Origin of the sequence: Micromonospora lacuserhaii (assembly GCF_036902735.1) — a bacterium.
Lineage (GTDB): Bacteria > Actinomycetota > Actinomycetes > Mycobacteriales > Micromonosporaceae > Micromonospora.
The window spans coordinates 156,950-174,407 of sequence record NZ_JBAKHO010000001.1; the positions used below are offsets into that span (position 1 = coordinate 156,950).

Here is a 17,458-nt window from a genome sequence, read left to right on the forward strand (position 1 = left end):
ATCAGTACGAGTCGACGATGTCGACGCGTACGCCGCGTCCACCGATGGAGCCGATCACCTGGCGCAGCGCCTTGGCGGTCCGGCCGGACCGCCCGATCACCGTACCGAGGTCCTCGGGGTGCACGCGGACTTCAAGCCGCTTGCCCCGACGGGAGTCGACCAACCGGACGCGCACGTCGTCCGGGTGGTCCACGATGCCCTTGACCAGGTGCTCCAGCGCGGGACGCAGTGCCACGTCAGGCCTGCTCACCGGCGTCGGCAGCAGCGGCCGGGGCCTCGGCCGGAGCCTCGGTCTTCGGCGCCTCGGTCTTCGGAGCCTCCGCCTCGGCCGGAGCCTCAGCCTTGGCCGGAGCCTCAGCCTTGGCCGGAGCCTCAGCCTTGGCGGCCTTCTTTGCCGGCCGGGCCGGGGCCTCCGGGGCCAGCCCGGCGGCGGCCTTCGCCTCGGCCTCGTACGCCGCCTTGCGGTCGGCCCGCTCGGGGGCGACCTTCAGCGGCGGCGGGGCCGGCAGGCCCTTGTACTTCTGCCAGTCACCGGTCAGCTCCAGCAGACGCTGCACGGCCTCGCTCGGCTGCGCGCCGACGGAGAGCCAGTACTGGACCCGGTCCGACTTGACCTCGATCACCGAAGGGTCTTCCTTCGGCTGGTACACGCCGACGAACTCGATCGCGCGACCGTCACGCTTGGTGCGCGAGTCGGCGATGACGATGCGGTACTGCGGGTTGCGGATCTTGCCCATCCGCAGGAGCCGGATCTTTACGGCCACAGTTGTTTCGCTCCTGTTGCGATCTCACCGACCCGGTACGGGCGGTGCACGGGTGAGAGCCACCCGGCACAGTGGGGTTTGGGCCGGAGACTGCTCGGTGGACTGGCGACGCGCCCGGGTTAGAGGGCGCCGAACGCGTGCCGGATACCAGCGACCCATTCTGCCAGATCCGGCGCCGATCTCTCACACCGGACCCGGAGACCACGCTCAGGACGGGCGCGCCGTGACCGGGATCACGCGGTCAGCGCACCGGCGGACGGTCCCAGCCCGGCGGGAGCGCGTCCGGGACGGCCCAGTCCGCCGGCGGCTCGAAGTCGCACCAGGTCCCGTCGAACGGGAACTCCCCCGCCTCGGCCAGGGCGATCACCCGCTCCCCCTCGGCTCGCACCGCCTTCTCGTCCGGCACCCAGTAGTCGTCGGGGAAGGCGAGCCGCTCGACGAACTCCTCCTCGTCCTTCCAGCGCCAACTGCGATCGGGGTGGACCACCACGTCCAGGTCCTGGTCCACCACGTCGACCCCGGCGACCGGGCCGTCGTCCCAGCGGACGGCGGGCTCCTCAAGGTTGACGTACCAGTTGGCGAAGCGGCCGGCGGCGTCGCGGAACCACCAGACGGAGTGGGCGGCCCCGCTGGGCAGGAACTTCAGCAGCGGCGGCCCGTTCCACCGGCCGTGCGCCAGCCGGTACGACGAGGAGATCCACTCGACGAACGGCATGGCCCGCATGCCCAGCCCGGCCTCGGTGACCTCGTTGGCGATCGGGGTGTCCCGGGCGATCCAGAGCAGCAGCCCACGCTCGTCGTCGGCCACCACCCGTGCCGGCCGCACCCACCCGATCCGACCCCGCCGCACGTTGCGGTGCATGACCAGCCGCCCCGCCTCGAACCTCATGCCCCGACCCTACCGAGCACTCCGGGCTCCACAGGTCCGGGACAGCTGTCGCCCACCGAGATCGACTCGCCAGGGTGCGGGGGAAGCACGGAAGCCGGGCCCGCGGGGCGGGACCGGCTTCCGGAGGTACGACTGCTCAGTAGGCGCGGGCCAGGATGGCCACCAGGTCGGGCTCGTCCTCGGAGTCGGGCACGGAGCCGTCGGCGCGGAGCAGGCAGCGCACGGTGACGCCCTGGCCGTTCGCCTCGGCCTCGCCCTGCACGCCGACCGCCGCCCACGGCACCTTGGCCCAGCCGGTGGCCGCCGCCTCGATCGCCTCGGCGAGGGTCGACACCTCGACGGTGCGGGACTGCCGGTGCGCCAGGGCCTGGTCGTGCAGCGTCTGCTGGTCGGCCTCCAGGGCGGCCAGCACCGCGCCGACCACGTCGGCGACCGGGGTCGGGGACTTCGAGCCGTCCGTACGCCGGACCACGACCGCGTTGCCGGCGGCCAGGTCGCGGGGGCCGACCTCGACGCGTACCGGATAGCCGCGCAGCTCGGCGTCGACGGCCCGGCGGCCGAACGCGGTGTCGGTGCGGTCGTCGAGCGCGACCCGGACACCGGCGTCCCGCAGGCCGTCACGGAGCTTGGCCGCCGCCTCGGCGACGCCCTCGCCGTCCTTGACGATCATCACGTACGCCTGGATCGGCGCCAGCCTCGGCGGCACGCGCAGGCCGTTGTCGTCGCCGTGGGCCATGATCAGGCCGCCGAGCATCCGGGTGGAGGTGCCCCAGGAGGTCGTCCAGGCGTGCTCCCGGCCACCCTCGGCCGAGGAGTAGCTGATGTCGAACGCCTTGGCGAAGTTCTGCCCCAGCTCGTGGCTGGTGCCGAGCTGAAGGGCCTTGCCGTCACCCATCATGCCTTCGCAGGTGTAGGTGGCGGTCGCCCCGGCGAAGCGCTCCCGGGCGGTCTTCAGGCCGACCACCACCGGAATGCCCAGCACGTTGACCATCAGGTCCTCGTACGCCTCGTGCAGGATCCGCCGCGCGTAGGCGCGGGCGTCCTCCCGGGTGGCGTGCGCGGTGTGCCCCTCCTGCCAGAGGAACTCGCTGGTGCGCAGGAAGATCCGCGGGCGCAGCTCCCAGCGGACCACGTTGGCCCACTGGTTGAGCAGCAGCGGCAGGTCCCGGTACGAGTCGATCCACTTGGCCATGAACTCGCCGATGACCGTCTCGCTGGTGGGGCGCACCACCACCGGCTCGGCGAGCTGCTTGCCGCCACCGTGGGTGACCACCGCCAGCTCCGGCGAGAAGCCCTCGACGTGCTGGGCCTCGCGCTTGAGGTAGCTCTCCGGGATGAAGAGCGGGAAGTACGCGTTCTCCGCGCCGGCCGCCTTGATCCGGGCGTCCATCTCGGCCTGCATCCGCTCCCAGATGGCGTAGCCGGCGGGGCGGATGACCATGGTGCCGCGGACCGGGCCGTTGTCGGCCAGCTTCGCCTTGGCGATCAGGTCCTGGTACCAGCGGGGGAAATCCTCCGCACGGGGAGTGAGCACGCGTGCCATGACCGCACATCCTAGGCGGCGTCCGGCTCGCCGCTGCGTCCGGGAGGCGTCCGTCGTGTCGCGCCGCGCCCCCTCCGACGGCGTGGGCGGCCCGACGCGCCGACCGTAGACTTCGACCACGATGGGTGAGTTGAGGGATTCCGCCCGGCAGCGGCTGCGCGACATGATCGTCGACGCCGCCCGCGCGCAGACCGTCGCGTCCGGCTGGGACGGGGTACGGATGGGCGGGGTGGCCACCGCCGCCGGGGTGAGCCGGCAGACCGTCTACAACGAGTTCGGCAGCAAGGCCGGGCTGGCCGAGGCCCTCGCCCGACGCGAGGTGGACCGGTTCGTCGCCGAGGTACGCGCCGCGCTGCGCGCGCACGGCGCCGACGTGCGGGCCGGCGCGTACGCGGCCATCCGGCACACCCTCGCCGGGGCGGCCGACAACCCGCTGATCAAGGCGATCCTGACCAGCGCCCGGGGCGGCTCCGACGAGCTGCTGCCCTTCCTGACCACCCGGGCCGAGCTGGTGCTGACCGAGGCCTCCGGCGCCCTGCTGGAGTGGGCCGGCGACCACCTGCCCGACGCCGACCCGACGGCGCTGGCCTTCGCCGCCGACACCATCGTCCGCCTGGTGGTCAGCCACATCGTGCTCCCCCAGGCCCCGGTCGACGACACCGCCACCGCCCTCGCCGACCTGGCCCTCCACCTCTTCCTCACGGCCACCACCCCACCGACGACGGGTTGATCAAGAAGTTTCGGTCCTCCACGGGCCCTTTCCCGTCCCCAAACTTCTTGATCAACGCGGCGGGGGGCGCGGGGTGGGGTGGGGGTGGGGTTAGGGGAGGGGGCGGCCGCGGAGGATGGTGCGGGAGGGGGTGCGGACCACGCGGAGGTCCTTGCGGGGGTCCTCGGGGTAGACGGTGAGGTCCGCCAGGCCGCCCTCGACCAGGCCGGGGAAGCCCAGCCAGGCGCGGGCGCCCCAGGAGGCGGCGGCGAGGACGTCCACGGCGGACATGCCGGCCTGCTCGTGCAGGAGCAGCATCTCCTCGGCAGCCAGCCCGTGGTCGATGCCGCCGCCCGCGTCGGTCCCGACGTAGATCGGCACCCCCGCCTCGTACGCGGCGCGGACCACCTCCGGGAAGCGGTCGCGCAGGGTGAGCATGTGGTCGGCGTACCCGGGGAACCGGGCCCGGGCCTGGTCGGCGATGCCGCCGAAGGTCCGAATGTTGATCATCGTGGGGATCAGCGCGGTGCCCTGCCGGGCCATCAGGTCGATCAGGTCGAGGCTCAGGCCGGTGCCGTGCTCCACCGAGTCCACGCCGGCCCGCACCATGATCTCCACGGCCGACTCGGAGAAGGTGTGCACGGCGGCGCGTACCCCGGCGGCGTGCGCGGCCGCGACGGCCGCGGTCATGGTGTCGGCGTCCCAGGCCGGCGCCAGGTCGCCGACGCCCCGGTCGATCCAGTCGCCGACGAGTTTGACCCAGCCGTTGCCGGCGGTGGCCTGCGCGGCGACCGTCGCGGCCACCTCCGCCGCGCCGACCTCCACGCCGATGTCGCGCAGGTAGCGCTTCGGCGGGGCGACGTGCCGCCCGGCGCGGGCCAGGCGCGGCAGGTCCGGCTCGTCGTCGAGTTCCGGGTACGGGAAGGGTGAGCCGGCGTCCCGGATGGCGAGTACCCCGGCGTCCCGGTCGGTCCGGGCCAGCTCGCGGGCCTGGTCGAGCGAGGTGATCGGGGAACCGCCCCGGGCGATGCCGATGTGGCAGTGCGCGTCGACCAGTCCGGGCAGCACGTACCCGCCGTCCACCACGGTCTCGGCGCCGGGCACCGGTTCGAAGGTGACCCGGTCGCCGACCAGCCAGAGATCCCGGACCTCGTCGTCCGGTAGGAGCACACCGCGCACATGCAGAGCCATGTGCACAGTCCTACCGGATCACCGCCCGCCGTGCCGCGCCGGGCCGGAGCTGCCCCGCGCGGCGGTCACCGGCACGCTCACCCGGATCGGGTGGGGCGGCCTCACCCGATGCCGGTGGACGGTGGTCGGACCCCGGAAGGTCAGGGCGGAAAGATGACTGTCCGGACGAAGGTACGTCCCCCTGACCCGGGAGCCGCAACGGCAGGAGGTGCCGGCGCTGCGGGACATCCCCCTGGCCGTCCACCCCGACGAGGAGGTCGCACCATGAGCATGCCGATTCCGAACGACCGACGGGTGCCCACCTACCTGCGGCAGAGTGGCCGGCCGGAGCTGACGCCGCGGCAGCGGCGCCGCGCCGCGCACAAGGAGGCGCGGCGGGAGAGCCTCCTGGGTCAGCGCCCACCGAAGCGGTCGCGGGAACGGTGACCCGGCGCCGGGTAACCGGTACGGCCGCCGCCCGGCCGACCCGGGCGGCCCGACCTGACCGGGGTGCCGGCGACGCGCGCCGGCCACCCGTGGTCAGCGCTTGCCGTCGCCCTTGCCGAGCTTGTTGAAGTCGATGTTCGGGAGCTTGAAGCCCGGCGGCAGGCCCTGACCGCCGGCCAGGTCGCCCGCGTCCATGCCCGGCGGGAGCTGCGGCATGCCGCCCGGGAAGCCGCCCGGCAGCCCGGCGCCCGCCCCGGTGCGCGGCCGGTTGCCGCCCTTGGTGCCCTTGCGCTTGTTCTTCGGCGACTTGGTCGCCTTGCGCCGGCCACCGCCGGGCAGGCCCATCATGCCGCCCATCTGCTTCATCATCTTCTGCGCGTCGGCGAAGCGGTTGAGCAGCTGGTTGACGTCCATCACGGTGACGCCGGAACCGCTGGCGATCCGGGCCCGCCGGGAACCGTTGATGATCTTCGGGTTGGTCCGCTCGCCCGGGGTCATCGACCGGATGATCGCGGTGACCCGGTCGAAGTGCTTGTCGTCCAGCTCGGAGAGCTGGTCCTTCATCTGCCCCATGCCGGGCATCATGGCCAGCACGTTGGCGATCGGGCCCATCCGGCGGACCGCGATGAGCTGGTCGAGGAAGTCCTCCAGGGTGAACTGCTCGCCGCCCATCAGCTTGGCGGTCATCTTCTCCTTCTGATCGGAGTCGAAGGCCTGCTCGGCCTGCTCGATCAGAGTGAGGACGTCGCCCATGCCGAGGATCCGGCTGGCCATCCGGTCGGGGTGGAAGACGTCGAAGTCCTCCAGCTTCTCGCCGGTGGAGGCGAAGAGGATCGGCTGCCCGGTGACCTCGCGGACCGACAGCGCGGCGCCACCGCGGGCGTCGCCGTCGAGCTTGGAGAGGACCACGCCGGTGATGCCGACGCCGTCGCGGAACGCCTCGGCGGTCCGGACCGCGTCCTGACCGACCATCGCGTCGATGACGAAGATGACCTCGTCGGGGTCGACCGCGTCGCGGATGTCGGCGGCCTGCTGCATCATCTCGGCGTCGATGCCGAGGCGGCCGGCGGTGTCGACGATGACGATGTCCCGGGCGGCCCGCTTGGCGTGCTCGATCGAGGCGCGCGCCACCTGCACCGGGTCGCCGGTGCCGTTGCCGGGCTCCGGGGCGTACACCTCGACGCCGGCGCGGCCACCGAGCACCTGGAGCTGCCCGACGGCGTTGGGGCGCTGGAGGTCGGCAGCGACCAGCAGCGGCTGGTGCCCCTGGGCCTTGAGCCAGCGCGCCAGTTTGCCGGCGAGGGTGGTCTTGCCGGAACCCTGGAGGCCGGCCAGCATGATCACGGTCGGCGGCTGCTTGGCGAACTGGAGCCGCCGCCCCTCGCCGCCGAGCACGTTGACCAGCTCGTCGTTGACGATCTTGATGATCTGCTGGGCCGGGTTGAGCGCCTGGGAGACCTCGGCGCTCCGGGCCCGCTCCTTGACGTTCGCGATGAAGCCCTTGACCACCGGCAGGGCGACGTCGGCCTCCAGCAGCGCCATGCGGATCTCGCGCGCGGTGGCGTCGATGTCGGCGTCGGTGAGCCGACCCTTGCCACGGAGCTTGGTGAAGATCCCGGACAGGCGGTCACTCAAGGTGTCAAACACGCGAACATCCCGTTTGTCGTTTTTCCGGCGGGCACAACGCGGCTGGGCAGGAGTCCAGCCACCGCTAGGGTAGCCCGCCGCCCGCACCCGCGCTCCGGCCCGGCCCCGCCACCGCCGGCAGCCGCCGTGCCCGGCGTGATCGAGCTCCGTAGCCTCCGCCGGCCGTCCCGCCGGCCGCTCCAGCCGACCCCCCGACGATCACGAGTCGACCAGCCCCGACTGGTACGCGAAGACCACCAGCTGGGCCCGGTCCCGGGCGCCCAGCTTCACCATCGCCCGGCTGACGTGGGTACGCGCGGTGGCCGGGCTGACCACCAGCCGACCGGCGATCTCGGCGTTGCTCAACCCCTCGCCGACCAGCCCGACCACCTCCCGCTCCCGGTCGGTGAGGGCGTCCAGGCGCGGGTGCGGGCGGGGCACCCGGGCCGGCCGGGCGGCGTACTCCCGGACCACCCGCCGGGTCACCGAGGGCGACAGCAGCGCCTCCCCCTCGGCCACCACCCGGATGGCCCGCAGCAGCTCCGCCGGCGGGGTGTCCTTGGTGAGGAAGCCGCTCGCCCCGTACCGCAGCGCGTCGAAGACGTACTCGTCGAGCTCGAAGGTGGTCAGCACGACCACCCGGGTACCGGCCAGCGCGGGGTCGGCCACGATCCGCCGGGTCGCCTCGATGCCGTCCACGCCCGGCATCCGGACGTCCATCAGCACCACGTCGGGGCGCTGCGCACGGGCCAGCTCCACCGCGCGCAGCCCGTCGGCGGCCTCGCCGACCACGCTCAGGTCGTCCTCGCTCTCCACCAGGGCCCGCAGCCCGATCCGCACCAGGTCCTGGTCGTCGGCGAGCAACACCGTGATCACTGAGCCTCCTCCACCGGCAGTGCCGCGTACACCCGGAAACCGCCGCCGGAGTGCGGGCCGGCGGCGAACGACCCGCCCAGCGCGGTGACCCGCTCCCGCATTCCGGCCAGCCCGAACCCGCCGCCCGGCCCGACCCCCGTCGGCGCGCCCCGGCCGGTGTCGGTCACCTCGACGGCCACCTCGGCGGGCGCGTACCGGAGCCGGACGGCGGCAGTGGCCGGCCCGGCGTGCCGCAGCACGTTGGTCAACGACTCCTGCACCACCCGGTAGGCGGCCAGGTCCACCGCCACGGGCAGCGGCCGCGGCTCCCCGTCCACCGTCACGGTGACCGGCACCCCGGCCCCGGCCAGCCGGTCCCGCAGCTGGGGTACCTGGTCCAGCCCGGGCGCCGGGGCCCGCTGGGCGTCCGCCTCGTCCCGGCGGACCACGGTCAGCGTCACCCGCAGCTCGTCCAGCGCCTCCTTGCTGGTCCGGCTGATCGCCCGCAGCGCCGTCTCGGCCTGCTCCGGCCGCTTCGCCAGCAGGTGCAGCGCGATCTCCGCCTGCATGTGGATCGCCGCCAGGCCGTGCCCCACCACGTCGTGCACCTCCCGGGCCACCCGCAGCCGCTCCCCGTCGGCCAGCACCCGGGCCTGCTCGGCGCGGGCCCGGGCGGTCGTCTCCCGGTTGGTCCGCACCGCGACGCCCAGCGCGAACGGCACCACGACCCAGGCCGACCCGGGCAGCACCGCGGCCGCACCGGGTTCGGCGCCCCGGGACCAGAAGACGTGCACCAGGATCAGCACGAGCCCGCCCGCCGCCGCGACGGCGGCCGCCCGGATCGGCAGCCGCACCGCCACCGTGTAGACGGCCACCATGAAGCTGAGCAGCACCGGGCCGTACGGGTAGCCGAGCACCAGGTAGGCGGAGACCGCGACGCTGACCAGGGCGAGGGTCACCCGGGGTGCGCGGCGCCGCCCGACCAGCGCGAGGGCGGCGCCACCGGCCAGAACCAGGGCCCCGGCGTCGACGGCGACGGCGCCGGGCTGGTTGCGCCCGGCCGCGGCCGTGGCGAAGACCCCGAGCAGCAGCAGGAGCAGGGCCAGCGCGAGGTCGCCCGCCGACTGCTGGCGACGCCCGTCCGGATCCTCGACCGCTGGCACGTCGGTCATTCTGCCCGTCGGCCGGCCCCTCGACGTGCCCCCACGGGCGGCTCCGCGGCTACGTCGCCGGACGTACCGCGCTCAGACGGCGGCCAGCACCGCGGCCTCCAGCCGGGCCCGCTCGGCGTCGTCGGGCCAGCCGCCGACCAGGTAGAAGGCGTCCACCACGTCGGCGCCGAGGGTGGAGATCCGGGCGGCCCGAACCTGCGCCCCGGCCTCGTCGAGGGCGCAGGTGACCCGGTAGAGCAGCCCGGCCGCGTCGGCGGCGCGCAGCTCCAGCAGCACCGCGTCGGTGGCGGCCTCCCGGTGCCAGACCACCCGCGGCGCGGCGCCCTCCCCGCGAGCGGCCAGGGCCCGGCCGCGCAGCCGCTGGGTGACCGAGACGTCGCCGTTGACCGCCCGGCGCAGGTCCGCGCTGAGCGCGATCGGGTCGGGGGTGAGGCCGTAGCGCGGCTGCACGCGGCACTGCACCAGGGCCCGGCCGTCGACCGTGGCGGCGTCCGCGGAGAGCACCTCCAGCCGGTGCAGGGCCAGGCAGCCGGCGACCGTCGCGAGCAGCCCCCGCCGGTCCGCCGCGGCCACCGCCACCCGGTCCTCCGTCAGGTGTACGACCGGCAGCGGCCCGGCCACCAGCGCCGGGTCCGGGGCGGGCGGGGCGGGCAGCACGCCGGTGTCCAGCGCGGTGCGCACCCGGGCGACCAGCTCGCCGACCAGCCGCCCCTTCCAGTCCGACCAGGCGGCCGGGCCGGTGGCCGCCGCGTCGGCGCGGACCAGGCCGTGCAGCAGGTCGAGGGTGGTGGTGTCGCCGACCCGCTCGGCCACCCCGGCGATGGTGACCGGGTCGGACAGGTCACGGCGGGTGGCCACGTCGGGCAGGAGCAGGTGCAGCCGGACCAGCGTGCCGATCAGCGCCACCTCCGGCTCGGGCAGGCCGATCCGGGTGGCCACCGCCTCGGCCAGCGGCGCCCCGACGGTGCTGTGGTCGCCGGGGAGCCCCTTGCCGATGTCGTGCAGGAACGCGCCGAGCAGCAGCAGGTCGGGCCGGTCCACCTCGCGGGTGTGCCGGCTCGCCTCGTACGCGGTCTGCACCAGGTGCCGGTCGAGGGTGTACCGGTGCACGGGGTTGTGCTGGGGCAGGCTGCGCAGCCGGGTCCACTCGGGCAGCCAACCGTCGATCAGCCCGTACCGGTCGCAGGTCTCCCAGGCGGGCACCAGACCGGGGCCGGCGCCGAGCAGGGTGGTCAGCGCGGCCCGGGCGGCCGGCGGCCACGGCGCGGGCAGCGGCGGGCAGTACGCGGCCAGCCACTCGCAGGTGGCCCGGGCGATCGGCAGCCGGGTGGTGGCCGCCGCGGCGGCGATCCGCAGCGACAGGCTCGGGTCGGGGTGGGCGCCGATCGCGGTGCGGGCCAGCACCAGCTCGCCGTCGTGCTCCACCACGTCCCGGGCCACCGGGCGGCGCAGCGGGCGCCCGTCGGCGCCCCGGCGGCGGCCGGAGCGGAGCCGGTCGGCGGCCCGCCAGGCGTCGTCGAGGGCGTGGCTGACGGTGCGGGCGTCCCCGGCGACCCGGCGCAGCAGCGCGTCGCCGTCCTCCATCCCGAGCAGGGCCGCGACCCCGTCGCGTTCCTGGGCGACCAGCCGGTCGACCCGGCGGCCGACCTGCTCGTGCAGGGCGTCGCGGGTGTCCAGCAGGCGCAGGTGGGCGGCGCGGACGGCGGGGCGCAGCGCGTCGGTGACGCCGGCGGTGGCGATGCCCCGCAGGATTCCCACGTCGCGCAGCCCGCCGGCGGCCTCCTTGAGGTCGCCCTCCAGCAGGAAGGCCAGTTCCCCGTGGGTACGCCAGCGGGCGGCGGTGATCTCCCGCAGCCCGGGCAGCTGGCGCACGGCGGTACGCCGCCAGTGGTCGGTGGCGGTCCGGTGCAGGGTGTCGGCGAGCGCCCGGTCCCCGGCGACGAAGCGGGCGTCGAGCAGGGCGAGGGCGACCTTGACGTCGTCCTGGGCCACGGAGAGCGCCTCGGCGAGGGTGCGCACCGAGTGGTCCAGCCGCACGCCGGCGTCCCAGATCGGGTACCACAGCGACGCGGCCAGCTGGTCCACGCCGGGCACCCCGGCGTGCAGCAGGACCAGGTCCAGGTCGCCCTGCGGGGCGCACTGCCGCCGCCCGAGGCCACCGACGGCGATCAGGGCGATGCCGGGCCGGGGCGGCAGCAGCGCGGCGAGCCAGTCGTCGAACGCCGCGGCCCGCTCCCGGCGGGCCGCCGCGCCGATCCCGGCCGGTACGCGGACGACCCCATCGACCAGGAGGCCAGCGCCGGCGGAAATGGGGGTCTCCGGCGCGTCGTTCCTGGTCGACGAGGTCATCTGGTGGTGCCTCCTACAGGGCGTCGAGGCCGCGTTCGCCGGTCCGGACCCGGACGACCTCCTCGACGCCGGTCACCCAGACCTTCCCGTCGCCGATCTTGCCGGTCCGGGCCGCCGCCACGATCGCGTCCACGATCTTGTCGACGTCCATCTCGTCGGTGAGCACCTCGACCCGGATCTTGGGCAGGAACTCGACCGTGTACTCGGCACCCCGGTAGACCTCGGTGTGCCCCTTCTGCCGCCCGTACCCCTGAACCTCGCTGACGGTCAGGCCGGCCACGCCGAGGGCGTGCAGGGCCTCCTTCACCGCGTCCAGCTGGTACGGCTTGATGACCGCGGTCACCAGCTTCATGTCCAAGCCCTCCATTCCAGGAACGTTAACCGGCGACCTTCTCGTCCACCGGCGCGGTGGCCGGCGGGGCGGCCTCCTCCGAGGCCGGCTTCGCGGCGCCCGGGCTGAGCCCGGCCATCGCGAAGGCCCCACCGGCGAAGCTGCCGGTGGTCGGCGACAGGTCGTACGCGCTCTCCGCGTGCTCGGCCACGTCGATGCCGGCGACCTCGTCGTCGGGGTCGGACCGGAGGCCGATCAGGGCCTTGACGGCGAGGGCGATCAGCACGGCCACCCCGAAGGAGTAGACCGAGACGATGCCGCTGGCCAGGGCCTGCCGGCCGAGCTGGGTCAGGCCGCCGCCGTAGAACAGGCCCTCGCTGGCGCCGAGGCCCTCGATGGCGGAGTTGACCTGGAGGGTGGCGAAGAAGCCGATGAACAGCGAGCCGATCCAGCCGGCGACGAAGTGCACGCCGACCACGTCGAGCGAGTCGTCGAAGCCGAGCTTGTACTTCAGGCTGACCGCCACCGCGCAGACCGCGCCGGCGATCAGGCCGAGCAGCACCGACGGCAGCGGGGCGATGAAGCCACAGGCCGGGGTGATGGCGACCAGGCCGGCGATGGCGCCGGAGGAGGCGCCCACCAGGGTGGGCTTCCTGCTGCGTACCCATTCGACGACGACCCAGCCGAGCACACCGGCGGCCGTAGCCACCTGGGTGTTGACGAAGGCCACCGCGGTGGTGCCGTCGACGGTCAGCTCGGAGCCGGCGTTGAAGCCGAACCAGCCGAACCAGAGCAGGCCGGCGCCGAGCGCCACGAACGGGATGTTGTGCGGCTTGAAGCTCTCCCGGGGCCAGCCGATCCGCTTGCCGAGGACGAGCACCAGGCCGAGCGCGGCGGCGCCGGCGTTGATGTGGACCGCGGTGCCACCGGCGAAGTCCAGCGCCTTGATCTTGGAGCCGATGAAGCCACCGCCCCAGACCCAGTGCGCGACCGGGATGTAGACCAGGGTGAACCAGGCGAAGGCGAAGAGCAGCCAGCCGGAGAACTTGAGCCGGTCGGAGACCGCGCCGGAGATCAGGGCCACCGTGATGATCGCGAACATCATCTGGAAGACCATGAAGACGTACGTGGGGATTCCGGTCCCCGCCCCGAGGAAGAGCCACTCCTCGCCGATGAAGCTCGTCTCGGTGCCGAAGTACTGGGTGAAGCTGCCGATCACGTTGTTGACGCCCGCGCTGTCGTTGGTGCCGAACGCGAGGCTGAAGCCGTAGATGACCCAGAGTACGGAGATGAGCCCGATCGCTGAGAAGCTCATCATCATCATGTTCAGTACGCCCTTGGACCGGTTGAGCCCCCCGTAGAACAGGGCCAGACCCGGCGTCATGAGCAGCACGAGCGCAGACGACAGGAGCAACCAGGCGGTGTTGCCGGTGTTGATCTCCACGCTGCCTCCTCTCGGTGTGGAAGTCCTCCTCATCCGACTGGAACTGGCAGCATCGCCCGTCAGCCGGTTGGCGGGAACTCTGGCCGCCCGCTGTTTCCTTCACCGACACCGCTCGATTTCCGACGCGTGACGGGTTGTTTCCGGCGTGTGAAGAACCGCGATCATGGACCGGGGAAACGGAAAGAGTGGCCGTCCGGTGTCGCAACGGCCACTCTTTCGCGGTGCGGGCGCCTCAGCGCAGGGCGTACTCCAGGTGGTGCCGCTCGTAGTCGAGCAGCCGCAGGTCGCGCATCGGGCGGCGCAGGTGGCCCTTGTGCACGATCCGCACGAAGGCCGGCTCCCCGGCCGCGGCCATCCGGCGGATGCCCTCGACGTGGTCGACGATCCGCTTGCGGATGGTCCGGATCAGCCGGTGCCGGTCCCGCGGGATCAGCCCGTACGCATCGGCGAAGAGACGCAGCCGGCGCGGCCGGTCGGGGCGCTTCCAACCGAGGGTGATCGAGTCCCGGTCGGAGAAGATCGGCACCCAGGTCCAGGCCGCGTACGCCACGTCGTAGATCCGGGCGCCGGGCGAGGCGAGGTCGAAGTCGATCAGCCCGAGGGTGCCGTCGGGACGCCAGATCACGTTGTGCGGGGCGGCGTCGTGGTGGCAGATCACCTCGGTGTCCGGCGGGGGCGGGCCGAACGAGCGCCAGACCGCACCCGGCGGCGGCGCGAAGCCGTACTGGGCGTCGTGGAACATCCGCAGCATGGTCGCCACGGTCACCAGCGCCTCGTCGGTGACCCAGTGCCGGGCCAGCGGGTACTCCCCGCACTCCCCCTCCAGGTACGACAGCACCTCACGGTTGCGCTCGTCCATCCCGAGGGCGCGGGGGGCGCCGGAGAACCCGACGTACTCCAGGTGCCGCAGCAGGGCGTGCACGGACGGCGTCCACGGGCCGGCGTTGCGCCGGACGGTGTCGCCGACCCGCACCACCGTGCTCACGTTCCCGCCGTGCAGCGGGATCTCCTGCGAAGTCACGTACGGCCTCCCGAGGCCCGGCGCCGCGTCGCGAGGGTCCCGCCACCCGGCGTACGCGCGATCGTCAGTCGTCACTGCGAGATTACGCGTCCCGGGCGAGCGGCTCGGTGCCGAGCAGCGCGTCGACGAACTGTGCCGGGTCGAACGGGGCCAGGTCGTCGGCGCCCTCGCCGAGGCCGACCAGCTTGACCGGGATGCCGAGCTTGCGCTGCACGGCGATCACGATGCCGCCCTTGGCGGTGCCGTCGAGCTTGCTCAGCACCACGCCGGTCACGTTGACCACCTCGGTGAAGACCCGGGCCTGCTCCAGGCCGTTCTGGCCGGTGGTGGCGTCGAGGATCAGCAGGGTCTCGTCGATCGGGCCGTGCTTCTCCACCACCCGCTTGACCTTGCCCAGCTCGTCCATCAGGCCGATCTTGTTCTGCAACCGGCCGGCGGTGTCGATGAGCACGGTGTCGGTGCCGGCCTGGATGCCCTCGCGGACGGCGTCGAAGGCGACACTCGCCGGGTCGGCGCCCTCCGGGCCGCGGACGGTGATCGCGCCCACCCGGCTGCCCCAGGTCTCGAGCTGGTCGGCGGCGGCGGCGCGGAAGGTGTCGGCGGCGCCGAGGGTGACCGTGCGGCCGTCGGCGATCAGCACCCGGGCGATCTTGCCGCAGGTGGTGGTCTTGCCGGCGCCGTTCACGCCGACCACCAGCAGGACGGCGGGCCGGCCGTCCTTGGGCTCGGTCCTCAGGGACCGGTCCAGGCTCGGGTCGAGTGCGTTGACCAGCTCGGCGGCGAGCAGGGCGCGCAGCTCGCCGGCGGAGCGGGTGCCGAGCACCCGGGTCCGCTCGCGGAGCCGGTCGACGATGTCGCGGGTGGCGTCGATGCCGACGTCGGCGGTGATCAGGGCGTCCTCGATCTCCTCCCAGGCGTCCTCGTCGAGGTGGTCGCGGCTGAGCAGGCCGAGCAGGCTCTGGCCGAAGACGTTCTGCGAGCGGGACAGCCGGGAGCGCAGGCGGACGAGCCGGCCGGCGGTGGGCTCCGGGACCTCCAGCGGCGGCGCCTCGATCACCGGCGGTTCGACCAGGACGCCGGTGGACAGATCGGACTCGCGGGCCTCCACCGGTGGACCGGCCAGGTCCTCCTCGGCCCGGGTGTCGACCTCTGTCTCCGGCAGCGGCGGCTCGGGGCGCCGGCGCAACCGGGGCACCACCAGGCTGAGGCCGCCGAGGATCAGCACACCGAGCAGGGCGAGTGCGACGAGGAGGTATTCCTTCATGCCGAAATCCTGTCAGATGCCCGCGACGGCGTCTTCACCACGGGACCCCGGGGCGCTCAGCATCCGGCGGTACCCTCGGTCACAGCCAGCAGTGGTGCGACCGCCGGCCGGGTAGTAGACATGAAGATCGCTCAACTCGGAGGTCCACCATGCCCGCGGCACGCCTGCTCATCGGTCCCCTGCTGCGAAGGGTGGTCGGCACCCGGGCCACCGTCTGGGTGGAGACCAGCGCGCCCGCGGTGGTCACCGTCCGCACGACCGACGGCGCCACGGGCACGGCCCCGACCTTCTCCGCGTACGACCACCACTACGCCCTCGTGGTGGTGGAGGGGCTCACCCCGGACAGCGCGGCGAGCTACGAGGTGCTGGTCGACGACGAGGTGGCCTGGCCGGTGCCGGAGAGCGGCTTCCCGCCCAGCGTGATCCGGACCCGGGCCGTCGACGACCGCGATCAGCCGGTGCGGCTGGTCTTCGGCTCCTGCCGGGAGACCACCCAGCACGCCACCACCCGGCGGCTGCCGCCCGACGCGCTCGACGCGTACGCCCGGCGGTTGATCGCCGCCCCGGACCCGGCGGCCCTGCCCGACCTGCTGGTGCTCCTCGGCGACCAGGTCTACGCCGACGTCACCTCGCCGACGGTGAAGCGGCTGCTCAAGCGGCGCCGGCGCCGGCCGAAGGACGCCCCGACCGACCAGGTGGTCAGCTTCGACGAGTACACCAAGCTCTACCTGGAGTCGTGGCGCGACCCGGAGATCCGCTGGCTGCTCTCCACCGTGCCGAGCGCGATGATCTTCGACGACCACGAGGTGATCGACGACTGGAACACCTCGGCCTCCTGGCGGGCCGACATGCGCGGCCAGGCGTGGTGGGCCGAGCGGATCCGCAGCGGGCTCGCCTCCTACTGGGTCTACCAGCACCTGGGCAACCTCTCCCCGGACGAGATCGCCGAGGACCCGCTCTACGCCAAGGTGGTCACCGCCGGGGACGCCACCGAGGTGCTGCGCGAGTTCGGCGAGCGGGTGGACCGGGAGGCCGACGAGGCGCACGACACCGAGCGCTGGCGGGCCGTGCAGTACCAGTGGAGCTACTCGCTCGACCTGGGCCGGACCCGCCTCGTCATGCTCGACAACCGGTGCAGCCGGGTGCTCGAACCGGGCGCCCGGGCGATGCTGCCGCCGGGCGAGTGGTCCTGGTTCCTGGACCGGGCGCACGGCGTCTACGACCATCTGGTGGTGGGCACCTCGCTGCCCTGGCTGCTCCCGCCGGGCATCCACCACGTCGAGTCGTGGAACGAGAAGCTCGCCGAGTCGCGCCGGGCCTGGGTGGCCCGGCTGGCCGAGCAGATGCGTCGCGCCTGGGACCTGGAGCACTGGGCCGCGTTCCGGCGCTCCTTCGACGCCCTCGGCGCGCTCTTCGCCCGGCTCGGCAGCGGCCAGCCGGGCGGCACCGGCGACCGGGTGGGCGCCGGGCCGGCGTACGCGCCGCCGGCCTCGATCAGCGTGCTCTCCGGGGACGTGCACCACTCGTACGTGGCCCGGGCCCGGTTCGACGACCCGGGGGTGCGCACCCCGGTGCATCAGCTGACCTGTTCGCCGATCCACAACCAGGTGCCGGCCGCGATGCGCCCGCTGATGAAGCTGGGCTGGAATCCGGGGCCGGCCTCGACCACCCGTGCGCTGGCCCGCTCCGCCGGGGTACGCCGACCGACGGTGCGGTGGAAGAAGCTGGCCGGGCCCTACTTCGGCAACGCGGTGGCCACGCTGGAGCACCGCGGCCGGGGCGCCGAGGTGGTGATCGAGGGCACCACCAGCGACGGTCACCTGCGCGAGGTGGCCCGGCAGCGACTCGCCTCGGTGGACTGACCCCCGCGCCGT

Annotated in this window: 16 protein-coding genes; 3 read left to right on the plus strand and 13 right to left on the minus strand. The window is 73.7% G+C overall.

The genetic code is table 11. The features are described 5' to 3' along the window. Position 1: 1 nt before the first annotated feature. The 4 genes from V6U81_RS00720 to proS form a co-directional block, all read right to left on the minus strand. Complete coding sequence (locus V6U81_RS00720; RefSeq protein WP_334483172.1) at positions 2 to 262, minus strand: RNA-binding protein; 261 nt, start codon at positions 260 to 262, stop codon at positions 2 to 4. Further along, positions 237 to 764, minus strand: a complete 528-nt coding sequence (gene rpsP / locus V6U81_RS00725) for a 30S ribosomal protein S16 (protein ID WP_334482795.1) — start codon at positions 762 to 764, stop codon at positions 237 to 239. The genes V6U81_RS00720 and rpsP overlap by 26 nt, the downstream gene beginning before the upstream one ends. 241 nt (positions 765 to 1,005) lie before the next feature. Then, a complete protein-coding gene (locus V6U81_RS00730; protein WP_334482798.1) occupies positions 1,006 to 1,653 on the minus strand; it encodes a ribonuclease FAU-1 family protein in 648 nt (215 codons plus the stop codon). A 136-nt stretch (positions 1,654 to 1,789) separates the two neighbouring features. Next, positions 1,790 to 3,196, minus strand: coding sequence for a proline--tRNA ligase (proS, locus tag V6U81_RS00735; protein ID WP_334482800.1), 1,407 nt, complete (start codon positions 3,194 to 3,196; stop codon positions 1,790 to 1,792). 121 nt (positions 3,197 to 3,317) lie between these two features. Here proS and V6U81_RS00740 point away from each other — a divergent pair, with 121 nt between their 5' ends. Continuing rightward, positions 3,318 to 3,926, plus strand: a complete 609-nt coding sequence (locus tag V6U81_RS00740; protein WP_334482802.1) for a TetR/AcrR family transcriptional regulator — start codon at positions 3,318 to 3,320, stop codon at positions 3,924 to 3,926. Positions 3,927 to 4,016: 90 nt separating this feature from the next. On the opposite strand, the gene V6U81_RS00745 is transcribed toward V6U81_RS00740, so the two are convergent. After that, positions 4,017 to 5,096: an amidohydrolase family protein gene (locus V6U81_RS00745; protein ID WP_334482805.1), complete on the minus strand. Its 1,080-nt coding sequence runs from the start codon at positions 5,094 to 5,096 to the stop codon at positions 4,017 to 4,019. A gap of 264 nt (positions 5,097 to 5,360) precedes the next feature. Between V6U81_RS00745 and V6U81_RS00750 the strand changes: the two genes are divergently transcribed. After that, on the plus strand, positions 5,361 to 5,522 hold the full coding sequence (locus V6U81_RS00750) for a hypothetical protein (protein WP_334482807.1): 162 nt from the start codon (positions 5,361 to 5,363) through the stop codon (positions 5,520 to 5,522). Positions 5,523 to 5,615: 93 nt separating this feature from the next. Here the strand turns inward: V6U81_RS00750 and ffh are convergent, their stop codons facing one another. The 8 genes from ffh to ftsY form a co-directional block, all read right to left on the minus strand. Further along, positions 5,616 to 7,169 (minus strand): signal recognition particle protein, encoded by a 1,554-nt coding sequence (ffh, locus tag V6U81_RS00755; protein WP_334482810.1) that lies wholly within the window; start codon positions 7,167 to 7,169, stop codon positions 5,616 to 5,618. A 198-nt stretch (positions 7,170 to 7,367) separates the two neighbouring features. Continuing rightward, the gene (locus tag V6U81_RS00760; RefSeq protein ID WP_334482812.1) at positions 7,368 to 8,024 is read right to left on the minus strand and encodes a response regulator transcription factor; all 657 of its coding nucleotides are present in this window, start codon (positions 8,022 to 8,024) and stop codon (positions 7,368 to 7,370) included. Then, a complete protein-coding gene (locus V6U81_RS00765) occupies positions 8,021 to 9,166 on the minus strand; it encodes a sensor histidine kinase (protein WP_334482813.1) in 1,146 nt (381 codons plus the stop codon). Before V6U81_RS00765 ends, V6U81_RS00760 begins: the two co-directional genes overlap by 4 nt. An 81-nt stretch (positions 9,167 to 9,247) precedes the next feature. After that, a complete protein-coding gene (locus V6U81_RS00770; RefSeq protein WP_334482817.1) occupies positions 9,248 to 11,524 on the minus strand; it encodes a [protein-PII] uridylyltransferase in 2,277 nt (758 codons plus the stop codon). Positions 11,525 to 11,537: 13 nt separating this feature from the next. Beyond that, complete coding sequence (locus V6U81_RS00775) at positions 11,538 to 11,876, minus strand: P-II family nitrogen regulator (protein WP_170285500.1); 339 nt, start codon at positions 11,874 to 11,876, stop codon at positions 11,538 to 11,540. A gap of 25 nt (positions 11,877 to 11,901) precedes the next feature. After that, on the minus strand, positions 11,902 to 13,299 hold the full coding sequence (locus V6U81_RS00780) for an ammonium transporter (RefSeq protein WP_334482820.1): 1,398 nt from the start codon (positions 13,297 to 13,299) through the stop codon (positions 11,902 to 11,904). 232 nt (positions 13,300 to 13,531) lie between these two features. Beyond that, positions 13,532 to 14,395: an aminoglycoside phosphotransferase family protein gene (locus V6U81_RS00785; protein WP_334482822.1), complete on the minus strand. Its 864-nt coding sequence runs from the start codon at positions 14,393 to 14,395 to the stop codon at positions 13,532 to 13,534. Positions 14,396 to 14,402: 7 nt separating this feature from the next. Further along, positions 14,403 to 15,584 carry a signal recognition particle-docking protein FtsY gene (gene ftsY, locus V6U81_RS00790; RefSeq protein WP_334482825.1) on the minus strand — a complete coding sequence of 394 codons (1,182 nt, stop codon included), beginning with the start codon at positions 15,582 to 15,584 and terminating at the stop codon, positions 14,403 to 14,405. Positions 15,585 to 15,733: 149 nt separating this feature from the next. On the opposite strand from ftsY, the gene V6U81_RS00795 reads away from it, so the two are divergent. Beyond that, on the plus strand, positions 15,734 to 17,446 hold the full coding sequence (locus V6U81_RS00795) for an alkaline phosphatase D family protein (RefSeq protein WP_334482828.1): 1,713 nt from the start codon (positions 15,734 to 15,736) through the stop codon (positions 17,444 to 17,446). Positions 17,447 to 17,458: the final 12 nt, after the last annotated feature.